General features: G+C 68.4%; 18 protein-coding genes. 9 read left to right on the top strand and 9 right to left on the bottom strand.

Features of this window, described 5'->3' with window-relative positions; genetic code table 11:
- Window positions 1–38: 38 nt before the first annotated feature.
- From ACFFGN_RS21415 to ACFFGN_RS21385, 7 genes are all read right to left on the bottom strand, one after another.
- The gene (locus ACFFGN_RS21415) at window positions 39–482 is read right to left on the bottom strand and encodes a hypothetical protein (protein ID WP_380050517.1); all 444 of its coding nucleotides are present in this window, start codon (window positions 480–482) and stop codon (window positions 39–41) included.
- 130 nt (window positions 483–612) lie between these two features.
- Window positions 613–1,146, bottom strand: a complete 534-nt coding sequence (locus ACFFGN_RS21410) for a hypothetical protein (RefSeq protein WP_380050515.1) — start codon at window positions 1,144–1,146, stop codon at window positions 613–615.
- Between the two features lie 68 nt (window positions 1,147–1,214).
- On the bottom strand, window positions 1,215–2,507 hold the full coding sequence (locus ACFFGN_RS21405) for a DUF58 domain-containing protein (protein WP_380050513.1): 1,293 nt from the start codon (window positions 2,505–2,507) through the stop codon (window positions 1,215–1,217).
- Complete coding sequence (locus ACFFGN_RS21400) at window positions 2,507–3,496, bottom strand: AAA family ATPase (RefSeq protein WP_380050511.1); 990 nt, start codon at window positions 3,494–3,496, stop codon at window positions 2,507–2,509. Before ACFFGN_RS21400 ends, ACFFGN_RS21405 begins: the two co-directional genes overlap by 1 nt.
- Window positions 3,493–4,647: a DUF4350 domain-containing protein gene (locus ACFFGN_RS21395; protein WP_380050509.1), complete on the bottom strand. Its 1,155-nt coding sequence runs from the start codon at window positions 4,645–4,647 to the stop codon at window positions 3,493–3,495. The genes ACFFGN_RS21400 and ACFFGN_RS21395 overlap by 4 nt, the downstream gene beginning before the upstream one ends.
- A complete protein-coding gene (locus tag ACFFGN_RS21390) occupies window positions 4,644–5,294 on the bottom strand; it encodes a DUF4129 domain-containing protein (protein ID WP_380050507.1) in 651 nt (216 codons plus the stop codon). The genes ACFFGN_RS21395 and ACFFGN_RS21390 overlap by 4 nt, the downstream gene beginning before the upstream one ends.
- Window positions 5,291–6,379, bottom strand: coding sequence for a hypothetical protein (locus ACFFGN_RS21385; protein ID WP_380050505.1), 1,089 nt, complete (start codon window positions 6,377–6,379; stop codon window positions 5,291–5,293). The genes ACFFGN_RS21390 and ACFFGN_RS21385 overlap by 4 nt, the downstream gene beginning before the upstream one ends.
- A gap of 128 nt (window positions 6,380–6,507) precedes the next feature.
- Here ACFFGN_RS21385 and mtrA point away from each other — a divergent pair, with 128 nt between their 5' ends.
- From mtrA to hpf, 5 genes are all read left to right on the top strand, one after another.
- Entirely contained in the window at window positions 6,508–7,206 is a 699-nt protein-coding gene (gene mtrA / locus ACFFGN_RS21380; protein WP_328996498.1) for an MtrAB system response regulator MtrA, read from the top strand.
- Window positions 7,207–7,244: 38 nt separating this feature from the next.
- Window positions 7,245–8,942 (top strand): MtrAB system histidine kinase MtrB, encoded by a 1,698-nt coding sequence (gene mtrB, locus ACFFGN_RS21375; RefSeq protein ID WP_380050502.1) that lies wholly within the window; start codon window positions 7,245–7,247, stop codon window positions 8,940–8,942.
- Window positions 8,939–10,687, top strand: coding sequence for an LpqB family beta-propeller domain-containing protein (locus tag ACFFGN_RS21370; protein ID WP_380050500.1), 1,749 nt, complete (start codon window positions 8,939–8,941; stop codon window positions 10,685–10,687). The genes mtrB and ACFFGN_RS21370 overlap by 4 nt, the downstream gene beginning before the upstream one ends.
- 79 nt (window positions 10,688–10,766) lie before the next feature.
- A complete protein-coding gene (locus ACFFGN_RS21365; RefSeq protein ID WP_380050498.1) occupies window positions 10,767–11,498 on the top strand; it encodes a ComF family protein in 732 nt (243 codons plus the stop codon).
- A 180-nt stretch (window positions 11,499–11,678) separates the two neighbouring features.
- Complete coding sequence (gene hpf / locus ACFFGN_RS21360; RefSeq protein WP_446685213.1) at window positions 11,679–12,320, top strand: ribosome hibernation-promoting factor, HPF/YfiA family; 642 nt, start codon at window positions 11,679–11,681, stop codon at window positions 12,318–12,320.
- Window positions 12,321–12,392: 72 nt separating this feature from the next.
- Here hpf and ACFFGN_RS21355 read toward each other — a convergent pair whose 3' ends face one another.
- Entirely contained in the window at window positions 12,393–13,238 is an 846-nt protein-coding gene (locus tag ACFFGN_RS21355) for a S1 family peptidase (RefSeq protein ID WP_380050495.1), read from the bottom strand.
- A 455-nt stretch (window positions 13,239–13,693) separates the two neighbouring features.
- On the opposite strand from ACFFGN_RS21355, the gene ACFFGN_RS21350 reads away from it, so the two are divergent.
- The 3 genes from ACFFGN_RS21350 (at window position 13,694) to ACFFGN_RS21340 (ending at window position 19,021) form a co-directional block, all read left to right on the top strand.
- Window positions 13,694–14,914 carry a winged helix-turn-helix domain-containing protein gene (locus ACFFGN_RS21350; protein ID WP_380050493.1) on the top strand — a complete coding sequence of 407 codons (1,221 nt, stop codon included), beginning with the start codon at window positions 13,694–13,696 and terminating at the stop codon, window positions 14,912–14,914.
- A 190-nt stretch (window positions 14,915–15,104) separates the two neighbouring features.
- A complete protein-coding gene (gene secA / locus ACFFGN_RS21345; RefSeq protein ID WP_380050491.1) occupies window positions 15,105–17,960 on the top strand; it encodes a preprotein translocase subunit SecA in 2,856 nt (951 codons plus the stop codon).
- 167 nt (window positions 17,961–18,127) lie between these two features.
- Entirely contained in the window at window positions 18,128–19,021 is an 894-nt protein-coding gene (locus ACFFGN_RS21340; protein WP_380050489.1) for an NAD(P)H-dependent flavin oxidoreductase, read from the top strand.
- A 3-nt stretch (window positions 19,022–19,024) separates the two neighbouring features.
- Here ACFFGN_RS21340 and ACFFGN_RS21335 read toward each other — a convergent pair whose 3' ends face one another.
- Window positions 19,025–19,870, bottom strand: coding sequence for an endo alpha-1,4 polygalactosaminidase (locus ACFFGN_RS21335; protein WP_380050488.1), 846 nt, complete (start codon window positions 19,868–19,870; stop codon window positions 19,025–19,027).
- 303 nt (window positions 19,871–20,173) lie between these two features.
- Between ACFFGN_RS21335 and ACFFGN_RS21330 the strand changes: the two genes are divergently transcribed.
- Entirely contained in the window at window positions 20,174–21,496 is a 1,323-nt protein-coding gene (locus ACFFGN_RS21330; protein WP_380050486.1) for a phosphoinositide-specific phospholipase C-related protein, read from the top strand.
- Window positions 21,497–21,522 lie beyond the last annotated feature (26 nt).

The following is a 21,522-nucleotide window of genomic DNA, read 5'->3' as shown; positions in this document are numbered from 1 at the left end:
CCCGGACCACAAAGGTCCGGGGCTTCGTCATGTGGTGATCAGCGGTTGAAGAGCGTTACGGAGTTGGTTCCGTAGGTCTTGCCGTAGATACCGTCCTGCAGGATGATGCGGTCGATCTTCGCGGTGGAGAAGGTGACGCTGTACGGACGGGCCGTACCGGCGTTGCCGTTCACCATGGCGAGGCTGTAGTACGCGAGCCACTTGCCCGTGGTCTTGTCGTAACCACGGACGCGCAGCGCGCCGCGCTGGCTGTCGGTGCGGGTGTCGGTCAGCGTCAGCGTCATGTAGTAGAGCTGACGACCGACGTCGCGACGGCCGACGACCTTGGCGTAAACGCCAGGCACGTTGTTGGAGTAGCTGGTGTCGCCGTAGAAGTAGCCGTTCTTCCAGTAGGCGTAGGCATTCGCGGCCGGAGCGTTCATCACGCTGAAGCCAGTGACCGCCGCGAGCGCAGTGGCTCCGGCGATGATTTTGCGAATCAAGAAGATCTCCCGTGATCAGAGCGGTATAGCAGGGCGTGCTCACGCTATCGCGTCAGGAGGTCTACCAGGCAATCGATGTCACCGCCTGAGTGGCGGCTGCCACTGGACCTTTCTGTGCGCGACAAACCCGCTACTCAGTGTCGGATCCGCGCCGCGCAACAAACGTTTGACGCAACACGGTGACGCCTTCCGCGGTCTCGTCCTCGTTGCGCCAATGGAAGCCGTCGGAGCTGATGTCGGTGAAGATCCACCGGGTCTTCGCGGCCGTCGGCGTCAACGCTTCCAAGCGGATCGTGCCGTCGCCCGCGTGCGCGACGAACGGCATCACGAACGCCGCCTTCGGCCCGAGCCACGTCGACCGGAACGCACCGAGCTGTTCGTCGTAGAAGCGCACCGACAGACCCCACTCGCCGTCACCGTCGACCGGGTGGCGTTCCCGGCTCGGCGTGATCCAGATATCCGCGACGGCCCGTCCGTCCAGCGCCCAGGAGAAGTGCCACTCGCCCTGGGTGGTCCGGTTGATCTCACCGTTCTCGTCGTACCAGGCGACGTCCAGGTCCCAGCTGCCGATCAGCGGCTCGAACGGCGCGAGCGCTTCGGCCAGTTCGGGCCGGGGCTGCTCCGACGCGATCAGCGAAGCGAACACCTGCGCGGGACTCTGCATCGAGACCTCCAAGGTAAGTTGCGTCTATCAGAGACGCTAATTACCGCACCGGTCCGGGTCAAGCACGTTTACAGGCGGCCGGCCTTCTTCAGGGCGAGGTAGGTATCGGCCAGGGCGGGCGCGATCTTCTCCGGGTCTTCGTCGACCACCACGACGCCGGCGCGGGTGAGAACGGCGGTGACGCGTTCGCGGTCCAGGCGGGTACGGGCGGCCGAGGCGGCGCCGTACACCTCGATCACGTCCGCCGTCGAAGCCTCCAGCTCGGCCAGGCGTGGATCGGCGACCGATGCCAGCACCACGAGGTGCCTCTTGAGCAATGGGCTGATGACCGGCAACAGGGCTTCCTCGACCACGGCTGGCTCCAGACCGGTCAGCAGTACGACGAGCGACCTCTGCCGGAGTCGCCCGAGTACCTGGGACACAACCGCTCGGAAGTCCGTCTCGACCAGTTCCGCGTCCACCGTCGCCAAAGCGTTCACGAACGACGGCAACACGTCCTCCGGGGCCGCGCGCCGTACGTCGGCCCGGACGGCTGAATCGCACGCGAGCAGGCTGACCCGGTCCCCGGCGCGAGTGGCGAGCGCGGCCAGCAGGAGTGCGGCATCCATCGAGTGATCCAGTCGAGGCGCGTCACCGACCCGGCCCGCCGACAACCGGCCCGAGTCGATCACGATGGCCACCTGGCGATCCCGCTCCGGACGCCAGGTCCGAACCACGACGCCCGAGCGCCGAGCCGTAGCGCGCCAATCGATACTGCGAACGTCATCGCCCGGTACGTAGTCCCGCAACGAGTCGAACTCCGTACCTTGCCCGCGGACCAGCAACGCCGTACGGCCGTCGAGCTCCCGTAGTCGGGCCAGCCGCGAGGGAAGATGCTTGCGGCTGTTGAACGGCGGAAGGGCCCGAACCGTCCAAGGCACTCGGTGCGATCCTTGGCGGCCCGCGATACCCAGTGGTCCGATTGCCCGCACAGTGACGCGAGTGGCCTCTCGATCGCCTCGACGGGTTGGCACCAACCTTGTAATGAGCCGACGGCGTTCGCCCGAGCCGAGGTCGATTTTGTGCCTCGAGTTCAGTACGCCGGCCGAAGGCGGCCACGCGTCGCGCAACACCCCGCGGACGCGTCGACCGGGATTACCGACCAGGAGAGTCACCGAGGCCTCATAGCCCAGTCGAACCGACGTATCGCCCTCACGGCTCAACTGCAGCTTGCGAGGCGATCCGGCCAGTACGAGATCCACCAGGCACAGCAGGATCAGTAAGGCGAGTACGAGGCTGACGCCGGCCCAGCTCGGCATGAGGAAAGCCACGAACGGTACGCCGACCAGTGCGACGATCGCGGCCCTGCCGGTGACAACCATCAGCGGGGAACCGGCACCGTGGCGAGCACGCTCTCCAGCACCGCGTCGGCCGTGACGCCTTCCAGCTCCGCCTCCGGGCGAACCTCGACCCGGTGCCGCAACGCCGGTCGGGCCATCGCCTTCACGTCGTCGGGGATGACGTAGTCCCGGCCCGACAACCAGGCCCAGGCCCGCGATACCGCCAGCAAGGCCGTCGCGCCACGCGGGGACACCCCAAGCTGAAGGGACGGCGACTGCCGGGTGGCCCGGCACAAGTCGACGATGTACGCCAGGACGTCCTCACGGACCGCCACGCGCCGTACGGCGGCTTGCGCGGCCAGGAGGTCCTCCGGCCCGGCGACGGGCTTCAAACCGGCAGCAACCAGGTCACGCGGGTCGAACCCTTGCGCGTGCCGGGCGAGTACGGCGATCTCGGCGTCGCGCGGCGGGATCTCCAGCGTCACCTTGAGCAGGAACCGGTCGAGCTGGGCCTCGGGCAACGGATAGGTGCCTTCGTACTCGATCGGGTTCTGGGTGGCGGCGACCACAAAAGGCGAGGGCAACGGACGGGCCACGCCGTCGACGGTGACCTGGCGTTCCTCCATCGCCTCCAGCAACGCGGCCTGGGTCTTCGGCGGCGTCCGGTTGATCTCGTCCGCGAGCAGAATGTTCGTGAAGACCGGCCCGGGCCGGAACGCGAACTCGGAGGTCTTCGCGTCGTAGACGAGCGAGCCGGTGACGTCACCCGGCATCAGGTCCGGCGTGAACTGCACGCGCTTGGTGTCCAGCCGCAGGGCCATCGACAGCGCCCGGACCATCAGCGTCTTGGCGGTACCGGGCACACCCTCGAGCAGCACGTGGCCGCGGCACAGCAACGCGAGCACCAGCGCGCTGACGGCGACGTCCTGGCCGACAACGGCCTTGCCGATCTCCGTGCGCAGGTCGATCAGGGCCTGCCGGGCCCGCTCCGGCGAGACCACGGTGTCGGTATCAGCGGGACTTTCGGTCACGGGCGTCGAACCTCCTGGGTAAGTACATCCAGTTCACGGGACAGGGCAAGCAAAGTGGCGTCGTCGGGCGGCGGTGGCCCGTACAGCAGGTGGTTCAGCTGGACCGGATCGCGGCCGGTCCGCGCCGCGATGGTGGAGACCACCGCGACCGGTTCGGTTCGGCGGCCGATGCCGTGGGCCCGGCGCAACTTACCGAGAGCCGATTCGCGCAACGCGTCGGCCGCCCGGTCCCGCGCCCGGGAACGGCGGTAGAGGCGGGCGCGGCCTTCGGTGGTTTCGGCTGCGTGCACGATCACCGGCAGCGGTTCGGCCACCACCGGGCCGAGGCGCCGGCCACGCCACAACGCGATCACGCCGATCGCTAGGGCCAGCGTCCAGGCGGCGTACCGCGTCTCGACCGGAACGACCGGGTCCTTGCCGGTGGCCCGCTCGCCGGGATCGGCGGTGCCGAAACGCGGTACGAACCAGACGAGCTGGGAGTGCGTGCCGATCAGGTTCAGGGCGAACGCGGCGTTGCCGTCGTCCGCCAGACTCCGGTTGTCGAACGACCTCGGCGAACCGAGCACATCCACTGTTCGCGAACCGGTTTCGAGCCGGACCATGCTGTGGTGCAGCCCGTCGCCATAACAACCGTCGGCCTCCGCGGGCGCGCTGTACGCCGTACCGGAGACGGTGACCGTACCGGCCTTGACCGCCGCGGCCAGTTCACAGCGCGGCGCGCGGCTGTCGCGGCTGAGGGAGTTGGTGCTCGTCACGCCCGGCGCGAGCACCTCCAGCGCGGTGCGCGAAGGCTGTACCAGCACGATGTGCGCCCAGCCCGCGTCGGCGATGCGCTGCCAGTCGTCCCGCCGCACCGCGCCACCAGGTGCCACCAGCAAGATCCGGCCGGAGCCCGAAGCCGTCGCGTCGCTCAGATCGTTGGTGCCTTCGACGTTCACGCCGTGGTCGTCCAGCAAGGCGGCGAGGGCGCGGGCGCCGGTAGGTTCGGCCGAGTCCGGGCTGAACGGCCCGGTGGTGCGGGCGCCGTTCACGACGAACAGGGCCATCACGCCGACCACGATCACCGTGGTGATCAGCAACGGCTTGCGCAGCGAACGCCAGACCTCGGCGCCGGTGCGTTCCAGGGAGGTCTGCTCCACCGTGCCGCTCATCCGGCCGTTGCCTTCAGCATCGACCTGGTGGACACCCGGCGGGCCGCTTCGTCGGCGGCCACCACGGCGGCGTACCGCTCCGGAGTCGCCGTCCGGCTGCCGTAAACGACCTCGGCGAACACCGTCGCCGCCGGCCGCAGGGATGCCTCCAGCTCCGGAATGGCCTTGGTCGCGTCGGCGGCCACCTCGTACGCCGTTCGGCCGGCGCGGTCGTCGAGAATCGTGCGCTCGGTCAGTTCGGCGACACCCGCGCGGAAGCGGGACCGGATCGCCGGGCCGAACTGTCCGCTCGCGGCAGCCGCCTCGGCCTCGGCCCGGTACTCCGCGGCCGAGCGGATCCGCCCGGTGTCGAAGACGGCCTCCTGGCGGATCGCCCGAGTGGTCCGCAGTACACCCGCGCGCCAGATGATCACCACCACGGCGAGAACGACGAGGCCCAGCAGGATCAGGAATCCGGTCCGGCCGCCGGGGGAGCGGACGGCCATCTCCGCGAAGGCTTCGCCGATCCACTCCAGCAGCTTGTTCAGCGCGCGGGTGATGATCGACTGGTCGTCGTGGTACACCGGCTTGGACAGCTCACGGGCCGCTTCCTCCGCGGCGCTGTCCCGGCTGATGTCGATGGGCGGTTCGAGCGGCAGATTCATCATGCTCCGGGACGCGGGACGGGTCGCAGGGCGGGATTCAGCATCGGGTCCAGCGTCGGCGGCGGCGTCGGCCGCAGGGGCGGTTTGAGCGCGGGCCGCAGCCACAGGTCGAGGCCTTCGCGGCGCACCCGCAGGTCGAGGTAAACCAGCGCCTGCACGGCCGAGAGAAAGGCCAGGCTCGCGATCGTGGTCAGCACCGCGGCGGCACCGGCCGCGACGGCGAGCGCCACCGTGACGGCGATCGCGCCCGGACCGTTGTCGCTGGCACCGGCCCAGCCGGCCGTGGCGCTGATCAGCAAGGTGATGCCGAGCTGCATGGCGTTGCTGACCAGGTAGATCACCAGCCCGGCGAACATCAGGATGCCGAACACCCGCCAGAACCGGCCGCGAACGAGCGCCCAGGAACGCTTCAGCGCGCCGATCACGCCCACCGGCGCGGGAATGTAGAGCCCGACATCCGGCGCGTGCCTGCCTTCCAGCAACACCACCGTGCCGGCGAGCGAGATACGGATACCGAAGATGAGCGCGACCAGGCCGCCGGTGCCCATCAGCACCAGCGCGACCAGGCCCGCGATGGCCGAGTTGGTGGCCGATTCGGCGCCGGCCGCCATACCGAACAGCGCCAGCAGCCAGCCGGCCGCCAGCAAGGCGAAGCCCGCGGACTGGGCCAGGCCGACGACGGCCAGCGCCGGCAGCGCCGGGCGAACCAGCCGGAGCAGCTCCCGCGCGCCGACCCGTCGGCCGAGCTGGCTCCGCACCGCCGCGAGCGCGACGATGCCGCTCAGCATGCTCGCCACCATCGTGAACAAGATGGCCTGGACGGCGTACATCAGCAGCACGGGCAGGCCGCCGACTCCGAACGGGTTGTCCGCCTCGAACAGGCCGCTCAGGCCGCCGGGCACGGCCACCTGGGTCAGGCCGAGCTGCAGCGCGGTGAGACCGATTCCCGCTATCACCGGTAGACCGAGCATGATGGTCTTGTTGTCCGATATGGTCCGCGCGGCGTTGTCGAGCAGATCGACGGGCAACCACGGGCGCAGCGGTTCGGAGAACGATTCGCTCTCGGCAATCCCGCCGTCTGGCGCCACGCTTGGTCCCTTCGGATCGGCTGTGTGTGGTCCATGATCACTTACCGGGGTGCCAACCGGCGTTTGGTGGTGCCGAATGGGACACTGGCAGTCGAACGTGTGACAACAGAACCGGCGAGGAGTAGGGCGTGGCTGAAGGTAACCGGGCGACGCGAGGGCGTGTCCTGATCGTCGACGACGACCTGGCGTTGTCGGAAATGCTCAGCATCGTCCTTCGCAACGAGGGCTATGAGACTCATCTGGTCGCGACCGGAGACAAGGCGGTCGGGGCATTCCGGGAGTTCAAGCCGGATCTGCTGCTGCTCGACCTGATGCTGCCCGGCATGGACGGTATCGACGTCTGCCGGGCGATCCGGGCCGAGTCCGGCGTACCGATCGTGATGCTGACCGCGAAGAGCGACACGGTCGACATCGTGCTCGGGCTGGAGTCCGGCGCGGACGACTACGTGGTCAAGCCGTTCAAGCCCAAGGAGCTGGTGGCCCGGATCAGGGCCCGGCTGCGGCGGCTGGACGAGCCCGGCCCGGAGTCGCTGACCATCGGCGATCTCACCATCGACGTCGCCGGGCACTCGGTGAAGCGCAGTGGCGAGACCATCCAGCTGACCCCGCTGGAGTTCGACCTGCTGGTCTGCCTGGCCTCGAAGCCGTGGCAGGTGTTCACCCGTGAGGTCCTGCTGGAGCAGGTCTGGGGGTACCGGCACGCCGCGGACACCCGGTTGGTCAACGTGCATGTGCAGCGGCTGCGGTCCAAGATCGAGAAGGATCCCGAGCACCCTGAGATCGTCGTGACGGTCCGCGGTGTCGGTTACAAGGCGGGTGCGGACTGATCGAGTACGGGCGCGACAACGCGTCACAGACCGACCCGGTGACACCGGCCGGCACCGACCTGGAGCCCACCGCGCAACCCGTCACCGGGACGGACTGGCACGCCTACCCGAAGCCGATCTGGCGTACTTCGCCAAAGCACTGGCCGGACTTCTGGCGGCGCTCGATCCAGGCCCGGATCGTCACCGGCACGCTGCTGATGTCGGCCGTGGTGGTCTTCCTGGTCGGCTGGGTGATGATGTCGCAGGTCACCGACGGTGTACTGGAATCGCGCCGGGAGACCGCCCACGCGGAGGCCGCGGCCCAGGTCAACCGGGCCCAGGCCGAGCTGAACGCCGGCGACGCCCCGGCCGCGATGGAGGCCGTCAGCCAGCTGGTCTCGAACTCCAACGGCGGCACCTTCAAGGCCGTCGTGGTACCGATCGACTCGGTCTCGTCCAGCACCCAGGCGACCTGGGTGAGCAGTGGTGTCGACCCGGAATCGGTGCCGCAGGTGCTGCGCTCCTCGGTGATCGCGGACCCGAGCAAGCTGTTCGACACCTACACCACGCTCAAGTACCAGGACGGCTCCACCGAGCCCGCCTTGGTGGTCGGCACGCAGCTGCGGATGGAAAGCACGAACGAGCGCTTCCAGATGTACCTGCTGTTCTCGCTCACGCCGCAGGCCGAGGTGCTCGGCGTCGTTCAGCGCGCGCTGCTGACGGCAGGCCTGTTGCTGGTGCTGCTGCTCGGCGCGGTCGCCTGGCTCGTCACCCGGCAGGTCGTCACGCCGGTACGAATGGCCCGGCGGATCGCGGAACGGCTCGCGGCCGGCCGGCTGGAGGAGCGGATGCAGGTCCGCGGTACCGACGACCTGGCCCGGCTGGCGGTCTCGTTCAACAAGATGGCCAGTAATCTCCAGCAGCAGATCCGGCGGCTGGAAGAGCTCTCCCGGTTGCAGCGCCGGTTCGTCTCCGACGTGTCGCACGAGCTGCGTACGCCGCTGACGACCGTGCGGATGGCCGCCGACCTGTTGCACGAGGCAAAGGACGACTTCGATCCGGTCTCGCGCCGTTCGGTCGAGCTGATGCAGAACGAGCTCAACCGGTTCGAGGCGCTGCTCGCCGACCTGCTGGAGATCAGCCGGTTCGACGCGGGTGCCGCCGCGCTGGACCTGGAGGACGTCGACCTGCGCGACATCGTGGCCCGGGTGCTGGAGAACCACGAGACGCTGCTCGCCCGCAAGGGCGCCGAGATGCTCCTGGACATGCCCCGGCCGTGCCGCGCCCAGGTCGACTCGCGCCGGATCGAGCGCATTCTGCGCAACCTGATCGGCAATGCGATCGAGCACAGCGAAGGCCGTCCGATCCGGATCACCACCGCCTCCGACGAGGACGCGGCGGCCGTCGCCGTTCGCGACCACGGCATCGGCTTCCGCGCCGAAGAGGCCGACCTGGTCTTCAGCCGGTTCTGGCGAGCCGACCCGGCGCGGGCGCGGACCACCGGTGGAACCGGCCTCGGCCTGTCCATCGCGCTGGAGGACGCGCGCCTGCACGGTGGCCGCCTCGACGCCTGGGGCTCGCCCGGTGAGGGCGCGTACTTCCGGCTGACCCTGCCGCGCCGGCCCGGCGTACCGTTGATCGGCTCGCCGCTGCCGACCCGCCCGCCGGACGCCAGCCGGGTGGTGCCGGATATCAACCTGGTCGAGGTCGGATCGCCGTATCAGAAACTCACCGGTGATCGCGGAGGTGCGGAGTGAGGACAACGCGCGGAGTGGTCGCGGCCGTGGTCGCCGCCCTGGCGTTGCTGGTGGGCTGTGCCACCGTGCCGAACAGCGGCACGATCCGCTCGGAGGACGGGCGCAACGAGAGCACGCGCCAATCCGGCTACGACGTGCTGGCCGACCCGCCGAAGCCCGGTGCACAACCCGGCTCGGTGGTCCGGGGCTTTCTCGAGGCCATGTCGAACCCGGACACGCTGAACATCGCCAAGCAGTACCTGACCGCGGAAGCGGCCGCCGCCTGGGATGTCCGGCAGACCAGGATCTACGACCCGCAGCCCAGTGCCCTGCAGCCCGAGAAGGACATCGGGTTCCGGCTGAAGGCGTCGCTGGTGGCCACCCTGGACGCGCGCAACGCCTGGCGTCCGGCCGCGCCGAATCAGCAGCTCAACGTTCTGTTCACCGTCGTGGAGGTGGACGGTGAGAACCGGATCAGCACGCCGCCGCCCGGCGTTCTGCTGGACCGGAACGTGAGCGAGACCAACTACCAGCCGCACAACCTGTACTTCCTGAATCCCACCAACGACCTGCTGGTGCCGGATCCGATCTACCTGCCGATCAACCGGACGCAGAGCCAGATCGCGCACCTGCTGATGCAGTCGCTGCTGGCCGGCCCGACCAGCCGGCTCGGCAACTCCGTGCTGTCCGCCGTACCGCCGAACACCGAGTTGGTGCGCAACGTGACCGTCACCGACGGCGCCGCGAACGTCGACCTGAGTGACGCGGTCAAGAACGTCGGCCCGGTCGAGCGCGAACAGCTCGCGGCGCAGATCGCGTGGACGCTGCGCCCGGTCGGCCCGGTCCGGATCACCGTGCAGGGTGTGCCGCTGCAGGACGGTGACAACGACGCGCGCACCTTCGACAGCTTCTCCCGGTATGACCCGTCTGTGCCCGCGGCGGACCTGACCCAGCTCTACGTGCTCAGCAAAGGCAAGATCAACCGCTTCATGGGCCTGGACGGTTCCGGCGAGATCAAGCTGGAACCGCTCGGCCAGGCCAGCCTGTTGTCTCCCTTCACCGCGACCTCTTTCGCGATCAGCCTGAACAGCGAGCTCGGTGCCGTCGTCAGCGGTGGCCAGGTGATCGTGGCCCGGCTCAGCATGGCCGAAGGTGAGAAGGAGAAGCGCCTGCCGGCCTCGGGCAAGGTGATCCGGCCGTCGTTCGACTGGGCCGGCAATCTGTGGTTCGTGGACCGCGCGGACAGCGGCCCGCGGGTGTGGATGATGGACAAGGAGCAGAACCTCGTCGAGGTCGAGGCCGATTTCCAGGGCAACGAGGTGCGGGCGCTGCGGATGGCCCCGGACGGCGTTCGGGCGCTGGCCGTCGTGCACAAGAACGGCAAGTCGGCGCTGTGGATCGGCCGGGTCCAGATCGGCGAGAACAATAAGCGCTCGCTGGTCGGCTTCCACTCACTGCAGGTTGGGTTCGACGACATGGTCGACGCCGCCTGGTCGAAGGCCGACCGGGTAACGGTGGTCGGTACCAAGGGCGACGACCCCAAGTCGCAGCCTCTGGAGGTCAACGTCGACGGTTCGCTGCCGGGCCTGGTCGCGGGCGTCGCCAAGTACAACGTAACGGCCGTGGCCGCCACGCCGAACGTGGAGAGCCTGCTGATTCTCCAGATCAACGACGCAAAGCTCCAGCGGCGAACCCGGGATCTGCAGTGGGACGATCCGCTCGACTCGACGAACTACTCGGCGGTCTATCCGGTCTATCCCGGGTAGTCAGCTCGCCCGGGCGGTTATCCACAGGCGGCGCCGATGGGGTTGCCGTCGGGACCCGGGCCAGGTGATCGTTGGTCCGGTGTCGTTGCGGGACGTGCTGCTGTCCCCGTTCGCGGACCTGGTCCTCGGTGGCGTCTGCGCGGGCTGTGAGCGGCCCGGCGTCGCCGTCTGCGCGGACTGCCGCGTGGTGCTGCGGTCGAGGCCCTACCCGGCCTGGCCCGATCCGGCTCCGGCCGGCCTCGCACCGCCCACCGCCTGTACGGCGTACGACGGGGTGGTGCGGTCGATGTTGCTCGCCCACAAGGAGCACGGGCGGTACCAGCTGACCGGGCCGCTCGGTGCGGCCCTCGCCGGGTCCGTCCTGGGCGCGCTGTCCGGCGCCGGCGGTCATCGCGCGGCCTGGTTGTGCCCGGTTCCGTCGCCGCGGGCCCGGATACGTGCCCGCGGCCACGATCCGCTCCGGCGCATCGCCGCGGCCGCGGCCCGTCGCCTTCGCCGCGAGGGGTACGACGTCCGGGTGGCGCCCGCGCTGCGGGTGGTCCGGCGGCCGGAGGACCAGGCCGGCCTCGGCGCGGCGGACCGCGAACGGAATCTCGCCGGCGCTTTCGAGACGCGTTCGCGCTGGGCTGAACGCCTGACGAATCAACCTGTCCTGATCGTGGACGACGTGATTACCAGCGGCGCCACGCTCACCGAGGCGTGCCGGGCGCTCACGGCGGCGGGTATTTCGCCGCTCGGTTGTGCCGTGGTGGCCGCGACGCGACGACGGTTCATGAGACCTTCCCTACCGGTTTTCCCAGAAGCGGACTAGCGTTGGCACATGGCACCCGCTGGGGCTTGTCGGAAGCAGTTGTGGTCCAGGACCGGACAGACCGGAATCCTGACCACGGGATCCGACGGGCCGTCGAGCGGGTGTTTGCTTTTCGGGCCGCCCGCGAGCACAAACGGGGGTCCGAAGACGTAAGAGAATCGCCGATCGATGGAGGTTTCCGTGGACGTCGTCGTCAAAGGTCATCACTGCGAGGTCAGTGACCGCTTCCGGCAGTACGTCGAGGAAAAACTCGGGAAGATCGAGAAAATCGATCATCGAGTACTGCGGTGCGAGGTAGAGGTCTCCCAGGAGAAGAACCCGCGACAGAGCGATCGTGCGATGAGAGTGGAACTCACGATGTACACCCGCGGCCCGATCGTCCGGGCCGAGGCAACCGGCGAGAGCAAGTCCGCCGCCTTCGACGTCAGCCTTGACCGGCTGCGTGCCCAGGTTCGCAAGGCCGCGGACCGTCGCCGGGTGCACCGTGGTGGTGCTCACTCGCCGATGTCGCTGAAACAGGCCATGGCCATGCAGACCGCGAACGGTTCTGCCAATGGCACCGCCCTCGCGACCGAGGAGGCCGAAGATGACAACGCCGTACCGACCCACAAGGTCGGTCCGCTGACCGTGACCGGTGACGGTCCGCTGGTGATGCGCGAGAAGACCCACAGCGCCAAGCCGATGTCGCTGGACCAGGCCCTCTACGAGATGGAACTGGTCGGCCACGACTTCTACCTCTATGTGGACGCCGACGAGAACCTGCCGAGCGTGGTCTATCGCCGGCACGGTTACGACTACGGCGTGATCCGGCTGTCAGTCTGAGCGGGTCCGGCCCGCGTCGCACAGGTGGGCGACGCGGGCCGGATCTCTTTCAATCGAAGGGAATGCGGACTACTACTGGTCGATCTGGGCCTGCAGATCCGTGGCGTAGGCGGCCACTTCGGCGTACACGCCCGGGTTTCCGGCCTCGGCACAACCGACGCCCCAGGACACGACTCCGAACAGGCGGCCGTTCAGCACGAGCGGACCGCCGGAGTCGCCCTGGCACGAGTCCTTGCCGCCTTCCTTGAAGCCGCCGCAGATCTCACCCGAGACCGAGTAGTCGTATTGGGCGTAGACGTCGCTGCAGTAGGCATCACCGAGTACGGGTGCCTCAACCTTCTGGAAGACCTCTTCCGGGCCGGTGCCCTTCGTGTTGCCCCAGCCGTAAACCGTCGCCTGGGCCCCTTCCACGTCGGCAGCGGCGCTCGTCTCCAGGGCGAGCGTCGGTACGTCCGTGAACGGCGTGGCCAGCGTCATGACGGCAACGTCGTGCCCAGGCTCCTTGCCGTACAGGGGATCCTTCCAGATGTTGCTGATCTTCGAGGTCTTACCGTTCTTCACCTTGAGGTCGTCGCGACCCTGGATCGCCGTGTACGTGTCGACGGGCTCGGTGACGCAGTGCGCTGCGGTGACGATCTTGTCGGCCTTGACCAGCGTCGCGCCGCAGTACTGGTCGTTCGGCGACGACGACACCGGGTTGGTGAGCACGATCGCCCAGGGCGCGTCGGCCGTTTTCGCCGGCGTGCCGCCGACGATGCGGGGATCCTTGCCCTTGACAACGTTCTTGCCGGACGCCTGTGTGGGCTGGGCATCCGGGTTCGGGGTGGCGGCGACGGCAGTGGTTGCGGACAGCACCGAACCGGCAACGATGGCGCCGGTGGCAAGCAGTACATGAACAGCGTGGGGCCTCACTGGCATGGCGGAACTCCTCAGGACGATACGCCGCGCCCCGGGCGGGGGTCACGGTCGTGGAAAGAACTCTGACCCGCCAACCCAGACCCCCAGGCCACGACCAGATCTCGTTCCACGCACGTCTACATCGCGACCACATCACCAACCCCGCACCGCAAGGGAAACCCCGCACCCAACCCCCACCCCGTCCCCACCACCCTTTCCCGGCCCCTCCAACCCTCCGCCGCCCCGGGCCCTTCCACCTCCCGCCGCCCTGGGCCCTTCCACCCGCCGCCCGGTTGCTGGCCGGTCAACCCGCGAGATGGCCGGCCCACCCGCCAGATCCCAGCGGTTCCGGCGACCCACCTGGCGACGGTCGGACGCAAAATGCGATCACCTGGCCGGGCCGCCGTGGTTATGGGCGGTGGCGTCCGGCGGTCGGGCTCAGGTTTTTGTCGGTGGGGCCCGGCACAATCGGGCTCGTGACCTCGATATCCACTCAGGTGCTCTCGCAGGCCCAGGCCCGGCGGATCGCGCTGGCGGCCCAGGGCTTCACCGACCCGCGGCCGAAGGGGGTGCCCGACAGCCGGGCGCTGACCCGGGTGCTGAGCCGGATCGGGCTGATCCAGATCGACTCGGTGAACGTGCTGAGCCGCGCGCAGTACCTGCCGCTGTATTCGCGCCTCGGCCCGTATCCACGCGACCTCCTCGACAAGGCGGCGGCCAAGCCACCCCGGCGCCTCGTGGAGTACTGGGCGCACGAGGCCTCGCTGGTCCCGGTCGAGACCCACCCCCTGCTGCGGTGGCGGATGGCCCGGGCGCATACCGAGGCCTGGGGCGGGCCACGGTCGATCGCGCAGGAGCGGCCGGATCTGCTCAAACAGGTCCTGGCCGACGTCACCGCGAATGGGCCGATCACCGCCCGGGAGATCGACGACGACATCGAGCGCGACCGGTCGAACTGGGGCTGGAACTGGTCCGACGTGAAACGGGCCCTGGAGTTCCTCTTCTTCGCGGGCGATATCACCGTGGCCAGGCGCAACCAGCAGTTCGAGCGGATGTACGACGTACCCGAGCGAGTGCTTCCGCCCGCCGTACTGAACACGCCGACCCCGACGCCCGAGGAGGCCCATCGTCAGCTGGTGCTGATCGCGGCCAAGGCGCACGGGGTGGCGACGGCGCAATGCCTGAAGGACTACTTCCGGACGGCGCCGGCCCCGACCGCGCAGGCGATCGCGGAGCTGGTCGAGGCCGGTGAGCTGGAGCCGGTCTCGATCCAGGGCTGGAAACGGCAGGCCTATCTGTATCGCGACGCCAAACTGCCGCGGCGGGTCAACACCCGGGCGCTGGTCAGCCCGTTCGACTCGCTGGTGTTCGAGCGGACCCGGGCGGAGGTGCTGTTCGACTTCCACTACCGGATCGAGATCTACGTCCCGGCGGAGAAACGCATCTACGGGTACTACGTCCTGCCGTTCCTGCTCGGGGACCGCCTGGTGGCCCGGGTGGACCTGAAGGCGGACCGCCCGAACGGCGTACTGCTGGTGCAATCGGCGCACGCGGAGCCGGGAGCGCCGGTCGAGACGCCGGAGGAGCTCGCGGCCGAGCTGGTCCAGATGGCGGGCTGGATGGGCCTCGACACGGTGCGGGTGGCCGGCGGAGGTGATCTGGCACCGGCGCTGAGCATCGCGCTGCGCGCCGCCTGAGGAACTTTCCGTGCCCGCCGGTCGTGGGACCAGATAACGCGACTCACGCGGTCGGGGTGGGTTGACTCGCCCCGCCCCGTACCATGGGTTGCGCCCGTCAGACGGGCGGCCCGTTCAGCCCTGCCCTGGGCCGGACGGGAAGGCGCCCGCCGTATCAAGGCTGGAACAGTCAAGGAGTGGACTCCCCACGATGAAGGTGCTCGACAAGGTCCTGCGGATCGGCGAGGGCAAGACCCTGCGCCGGCTCGAGGGCATCGCGAAGCTGGTCAACTCGATCGAGGACGAATTCGTCGCCATGACCGACGAGGAGCTGCGCGGCCAGACGGCCGAGTTCAAGCAGCGAGTCGAGAACGGGGAGTCGCTGGACCTGCTGCTGCCGGAGGCCTTCGCCGTCGTGCGCGAGGCCGCCAAGCGCACGCTGCACCAGCGGCCGTACGACGTGCAGATCATGGGTGGTGCCGCGCTGCACCTGGGCAACATCGCCGAGATGCGCACCGGTGAGGGTAAAACCCTGGTCGGTACCCTGCCGACGTACCTGAACGCGCTGTCCGGCAAGGGCGTGCACGTGGTCACGGTGAACGACTACCTGGCCCGGTTCCAGGCCGAGTGGATGGGCCGGGTGTATCACTTCCTCGGCGTCGACTATGGCGTGATCCTGCCCGAGATGACCCCGGCCGAGCGCCGGGTGGCGTACTCGAAGGACATCACCTACGGCACGAACAACGAGTTCGGCTTCGACTACCTGCGCGACAACATGGCCACCTCGATCGAGGACTGTGTGCAGCGTGAGTACAACTTCGCCATCGTGGACGAGGTCGACTCGATCCTGATCGACGAGGCGCGGACGCCGCTGATCATCTCCGGCCCGGCCGAGGACAGCCAGCGCTGGTATGTCGAGATGGCCAACCTGGTGAACCGGCTGCGCCCGGAGACCGACTACGAGGTCGACGAGAAGAAGCGCACGGTCGCGATCCTCGAGCGCGGTATCGAGAAGGTCGAGGACCACCTCGGTATCGACAACCTGTACGAGTCGGCCAACACGCCGCTGATCAGCTACCTGAACAACGCCCTCAAGGCGAAGGACCTGTTCAAGCGCGACAAGGACTACGTGGTCGTCGACGGCGAGGTGCTGATCGTCGACGAGCACACCGGCCGGACGCTGCACGGCCGTCGTTACAACGAGGGCCTGCACCAGGCGATCGAGGCCAAGGAGAAGGTCGAGATCAAGGAGGAGTACCAGACCCTCGCGACCATCACCTTGCAGAACTACTTCCGTCAGTACAACAAGCTCGCCGGCATGACCGGTACGGCGATGACGGAGCAGTCCGAGTTCGGCAAGATCTACGGCCTCGGCGTCGTGCAGATCCCGACGAACAAGCCGATGGTCCGCCAGGACCAGCGCGACCTGATCTACCGCACCGAGGACGCGAAGTTCGACGCGGTGGTGGACGACATCGTCGAGCGGCACGCGACCGGCCAGCCGATCCTCGTGGGTACGACGAGCGTCGAGAAGTCCGAGCGGCTTTCGGCCCAGCTGAAGAAGCGCGGTATCGCCCACGAGGTGCTGAACGCGAAGCAGCACGAGCGCGAGGCCGCGATCGTCGCCGAGGCCGGCCGTAAGGGCGCGGTCACGGTGGCCACCAACATGGCCGGCCGTGGTACCGACATCATTCTCGGCGGTAACCCCGAGTTCCTCGCCGACCAGGACCTGCGCGCCCGCGGCATCGACCCGGTCGAGCACGCCGAGCAGTACGAGGCGGAGTACCCGAAGGTCCTGGAGCAGTTCGAGCAGCAGGTGAAGGACGAGCAGGTCGAGGTCCGCGAGGCCGGCGGTCTGTACGTGCTGGGCACCGAGCGGCACGAGTCGCGCCGGATCGACAACCAGCTGCGTGGTCGTTCCGGCCGTCAGGGCGACCCGGGCGAGTCCCGGTTCTACCTGTCGCTCGAGGACGACCTGATGCGCCTGTTCAAGCGCGAGATGGTCGACTGGGCGATGTCGCGCAACGAGGACGACACGGTCCCGCTGGAGAACAAGGTCGTCACCAAGGCGATCGCGTCGGCGCAGGCCCAGGTCGAGGCGCAGAACTTCGAGACCCGGAAGAACATCCTCAAGTACGACGACGTGATGAACCGTCAGCGGCACGTCGTCTACAAGGAGCGCCGCCGCGTGCTCGAGGGCGCCGACCTGCACGAGCAGGTCACGGAGATGCTCGACGAAACCATCCAGGGGTACGTCGTCGGCGCGACCGCGGACGGGTTCGCCGAGGACTGGGACCTGGACGTGCTGTTCACCGGTCTGCGCACGCTGTACCAGTCGACGCTGACCGAGGAAGACCTGATCGAGGAGGCCGGCGGCGATCGCTCCGGCCTGACCCAGGACTTCCTGATCGAACGCATCACCCGCGACGCGCATGAGGCCTACGCCCGCCGTGAGGCCGCGCTGACCGCTCCGGCGATGCGTGAACTCGAGCGTCGCGTGGTGCTGAGCGTGCTAGACCGCAAGTGGCGCGAGCACCTCTACGAGATGGACTACCTGCGTGAGGGCATCGGCCTGCGCGCGATGGCGCAGCGCGACCCGCTGGTCGAGTACCAGCGCGAGGGCTTCGACATGTTCAGCGCGATGATGGAGTCCATCAAGGAAGAGTCCGTCGCGTACATCTTCAACCTCGAGGTCACCGTCAGCGACCTGCAGGACGAGCCGGTCGAGGACGTGCAGGACGTTGTCGTCGCGGAGCAGCCCGAGGTCGAGGACGTGCTGGTGCCGGGTGCGCCGGTCGCGGAGTTCCCCGGCCGCCAGGCCGAGCCGCGCCCGCAGGACACCCCGCGGATCCAGGCGAAGGGCCTCGGCGGACAGCGCCCGCAGCGCCTGACCTACACCTCGCCGACGGTTGACGGCGACGATGAGATCTCGACCCACATGGACGCCGTCGAGGGTGGCGCCCTGGAGTATGCGGGCACTCCGCGCAACGCGGTCTGCCCCTGTGGGTCCGGCCGCAAGTACAAGCGTTGCCACGGCGACCCGCAGTCGGAGCACTACCAGCACTGAGCTAGATCGTTCTGAGAACCGCCGGTGCCCCTCGTGGGGCCCGGCGGTTCTTGCGTCTGGTACGCCACAAACGCGGGTCTGCCGGGTTCGGGCGGGTGCAAGATCGAACTATGCGGACTTGGTTGACGGAGCGGTTCGGATTGTCGGTACCTCTGGTCGGAGCGCCTATGGCCGGAGCAAGTGGCGGAGCCTTGGCAGCAGCCATCTCGGCTGCAGGTGGCCTAGGCATGATCGGCGCCGGGAACGCCGTCACACCCGACTGGATCCTCGAGCAAGGGCGGATCGCGGCCGAGGGCGGCAAGCCGTACGGCGTGGGGCTGATGGCCTGGGCGCTGGCGGAACGGCCCGGGCAGCTCGAAGCGGTTCTGGAGCTCAAACCGGCTTTGGTGGCGGTGAGCTTCGGGGACTACCCGCAGTACGTCGAACCGCTCAAGCAGGCGGGGATAGCCGTCGCCACGCAGGCAGGCAAGCTCGCGGACGCGCGCGAGGCCGTCGCGGCCGGGGTCGACGTACTGGTGGCTAGAGGTGGTGAGGGCGGTGGGCACGGGCGCAACGAGGTGGCGACTCTTCCGTTGCTGCAGGCGGTTCTGGATGAGGTGGACGTCCCGGTACTAGCAGCGGGCGGAATCTCGGGCGCCCGGGGGATGGCCGCCGTACTGGCCGCAGGTGCCGCAGGCGCTTGGATCGGCACAGCCTTCCTCACGTGCCGCGAAGCCATCAACAGCGCTAGCGCCCGGCAGCAGTTTGTAGCAGCTGACGAGACCTCAACGGCGTACGGCCGGGTCTTCGACAAGGCATCGCGTGCGGGCTGGCCCGACGAGTTCGGCGGCCGGGCGCTGCGTAACACCTTCTTCGAGGAGTGGGAGGGCCGCGAGGCAGAACTGGGCGGCGACGACGCGGCCCACGAGCTATTCCTGGCGGCCATGCGAGCGGGCGACGTCGACACCACCTCGCTGTACGCCGGTCAGGGCGTTGGCGCGTTGCGGAGCGAGACCACCGCCGCGGAGGTCGTTCGCAGCTTCGAGGGCACGGAAGACCTACTCCGGCGTGCGCTTCGGTAGGGCTCAGCAGGTCTTGCGGACGTAGCCGGCCGAGCCTGGCGTCGAGACGGCCACATCCCGGCGTACGACGCTCACTTGGTCGCCGACCGTGGCGCAGGCGTTCTCGAGGCCTTGGTCGGTGTACTCGACGATGACGACGGCCGTGCCGAAGTGGCTGGTGAACTGGCGGCACTCGTTGTGCTGTCCGCACTCCTCGACCACGGCGAAGTCCAGACCGAGCGACTCCCGCTGACCGGCCAGTTCGAGCGTGTTCTTCTGCGCGATGGCGAGACCGCGTTTGTGCGTGTGGTCCGCCAGCGTCTTGATGTACGCCGTCGCGTGTTCGGGTCGCAACAGGCCTTTGGAACGGCTGAAGCTGTCGTAGTTGTCGGGCTCGACCGCCTGGTAGCCGGCGGCGGCACAACCGTCGATCCAGCGGTTCACCTTGGCTGCGATCCGGCGGCGCTGGGCGTCCGTGCGCAGGTCGAGCAGCGGTTCGCCCCACTCTTCGTCCATCACCAGGTTGCCGTTGGCCCCTTTCAGCAGCAGGTCGCTGTCCCATTCGGACTGGGCCCCGGGCTGGACCTGGAAGGCGTTGACGTAGCAGATGTTGTAGCGGCCGGGCACGGCTGGAGCGGTGCGATCGCGGGAGACCACCTTGACGCCGCCGGCCGGCGGGTAAGGGCCGGCCAGTTGGTAGTCCCAGGGCGCCTGAGGCGGCGGCAGCTTGACCGGCTTCTGTTTGGCCGTTGCAGGGATTTGTGTGGCTTGGGGGTCTTCGGCGGGTTGGTCGGGCTGGTTATGGGTGGCTACCAGCACAACGGCCACGGCGGCGAGGGTGGCCAGCAGGGATTTGCTCAGTATGGACACCAGCAGCTCCATCGAACCCGGGGACGCTACCCCGCCTCGGGCTCTCGCCCTGGCGCCTGAAACCGGACTGGCCACCGGCTGAGTGCGTCGCTGCGGTACCCATGGCACCAGGAGTTAGTTAAGCCAGCCGCGGCGGCATCGTCAAAACGAAGCCTGCTCACTGGTGTTCGTCGCGCGGTACTGGGGAAGCATCTTCTTGTAGCCACCGCCGAGACGCGCCGGTCATATTGACGCGGGGCTATCGGTTGGACACGCTGTGTCCGCACGTCCGGGGTTCGCCCGCCCTGCATCTTGGAGGTACTGATGGCCGTTCGGTCTGCCCGCTTGATCGGCTTGACGCTCTCGTTCGCGCTCGGTCTGGCCTCCGGCCAGATGGTGAAGGCCTCGGCCACGACCACCGCCGAGCCGCCGATGACGGCATCCGTCATCCTGCTCAGCGTGCCGAACGGCCGGGTGGCCGATCTGGACGGTGGGCGGCTCGAGGACGGCCGCGAGATCCAGGAGTGGGCGGCGAACGGCTCCGCCGCCCAGCACTGGCGGATCCGGCGTGACGGCGACCATTACAAGATCGCGCTCGGCTCCGACGCCACCTGGTGCCTGGGCCGGAACGACGCGGCGCGAGTGGTCCTGCGGAGTTGCGGTAACGCCTTGTCCGCTTGGGCTTTTGAGGACCTAGGTGGTCGCTACCGGATCAAGGCCCCGTCGGGCGGCTACCTACGCGTAGTCGCGCCGACGCCGTCGACGGGCCGCGAGCTTGTTGTCAGCCCGGATGGCGGCCCCGCGGCCGAGTGGTACCTGAACGGTCTCGACGTACCGCGCCGCCCGATGCCGGCTGACCCGCGGCTCGACCAGGTCAGCTACCTCGTGGCGCACAACGCGATGGCCAACACCGATGAGGGCTTCTGGGGACGATTCCCCAACCAGTCATACCGGCTGCGGGACCAGCTGGCGCAGGGTGTTCGTGGCTTGCAGATCGACGCCCGCCCGTACAACGGCGACATCCGGATGTGCCACGGCAGTTGCTGGGGCAACGAACGCACGCTCACCGCGGGTCTCCAGGACGTCGTCAACTTCCTCAACGCCAATCCGACGGCCGTCGTGAGCGTGTTCATCGAGGATTACACCAGCGTGGCGGAGCTGGGGACAGCCGTTGCCAAGGTCAACGGATTCGCCGACCGGCTGTTCCGCCCGGACCAGGCTGGCGTACGCACGAACGGCTGGCCCCGGATCTCCGAACTGATCGCGCAGAACCGCCGCCTGCTGGTGTTCTCCCAGCGTTCGGGGCGGGAGGCGTCCGGGGTGATGTTCGACCGGGACTGGACCGCCGAGAACTACTGGTCACTTGGCTCGGGTGGGGACACCCAGTGCTACAGCCGGTGGGACGAGGTCCCCTTGGCCAAGGAGGAGCCGGGCTTCCGCCGCCTGCACGTGATGAACCACTACCGCGATATTCCGTCCGAGGGTGCTGCCGCGGCAGACAACGGCGCCAAGCTGGCCGACCGGTTGGCCCGGGTGTGCGGCCCTGCAGCGGGTCGCAAGCCGAACTACGTCGCGCTGGACTTCTACCAGAAGCCAGAGGGTGGAGCTGTCTCTGCACTCATGCAGAACCTCAACAGCTACTGGTGATCTCTAGTGGCTGCTGGTGATCTGTG

The sequence above is a fragment of the Kribbella deserti genome (assembly GCF_042434725.1).
GTDB lineage: Bacteria > Actinomycetota > Actinomycetes > Propionibacteriales > Kribbellaceae > Kribbella > Kribbella deserti.
This window is presented reverse-complemented; position numbering and strand designations above follow the sequence as displayed.

Bases quoted from the DNA above. Each gene is read 5' to 3' on its own strand.
- ACFFGN_RS21410 (WP_380050515.1), bottom strand. From the start codon at position 1,146: ATGCAGAGTCCCGCGCAGGTGTTCGCTTCGCTGATCGCGTCGGAGCAG.
- ACFFGN_RS21405 (WP_380050513.1), bottom strand. From the start codon at position 2,507: ATGGTTGTCACCGGCAGGGCCGCGATCGTCGCACTGGTCGGCGTACCG.
- ACFFGN_RS21395 (WP_380050509.1), bottom strand. From the start codon at position 4,647: ATGAGCGGCACGGTGGAGCAGACCTCCCTGGAACGCACCGGCGCCGAG.
- ACFFGN_RS21390 (WP_380050507.1), bottom strand. From the start codon at position 5,294: ATGATGAATCTGCCGCTCGAACCGCCCATCGACATCAGCCGGGACAGC.
- ACFFGN_RS21355 (WP_380050495.1), bottom strand. From the start codon at position 13,238: ATGCCAGTGAGGCCCCACGCTGTTCATGTACTGCTTGCCACCGGCGCC.
- secA (WP_380050491.1), top strand. From the start codon at position 15,105: ATGAAGGTGCTCGACAAGGTCCTGCGGATCGGCGAGGGCAAGACCCTG.
- ACFFGN_RS21340 (WP_380050489.1), top strand. From the start codon at position 18,128: ATGGCCGGAGCAAGTGGCGGAGCCTTGGCAGCAGCCATCTCGGCTGCA.
- ACFFGN_RS21330 (WP_380050486.1), top strand. From the start codon at position 20,174: ATGGCCGTTCGGTCTGCCCGCTTGATCGGCTTGACGCTCTCGTTCGCG.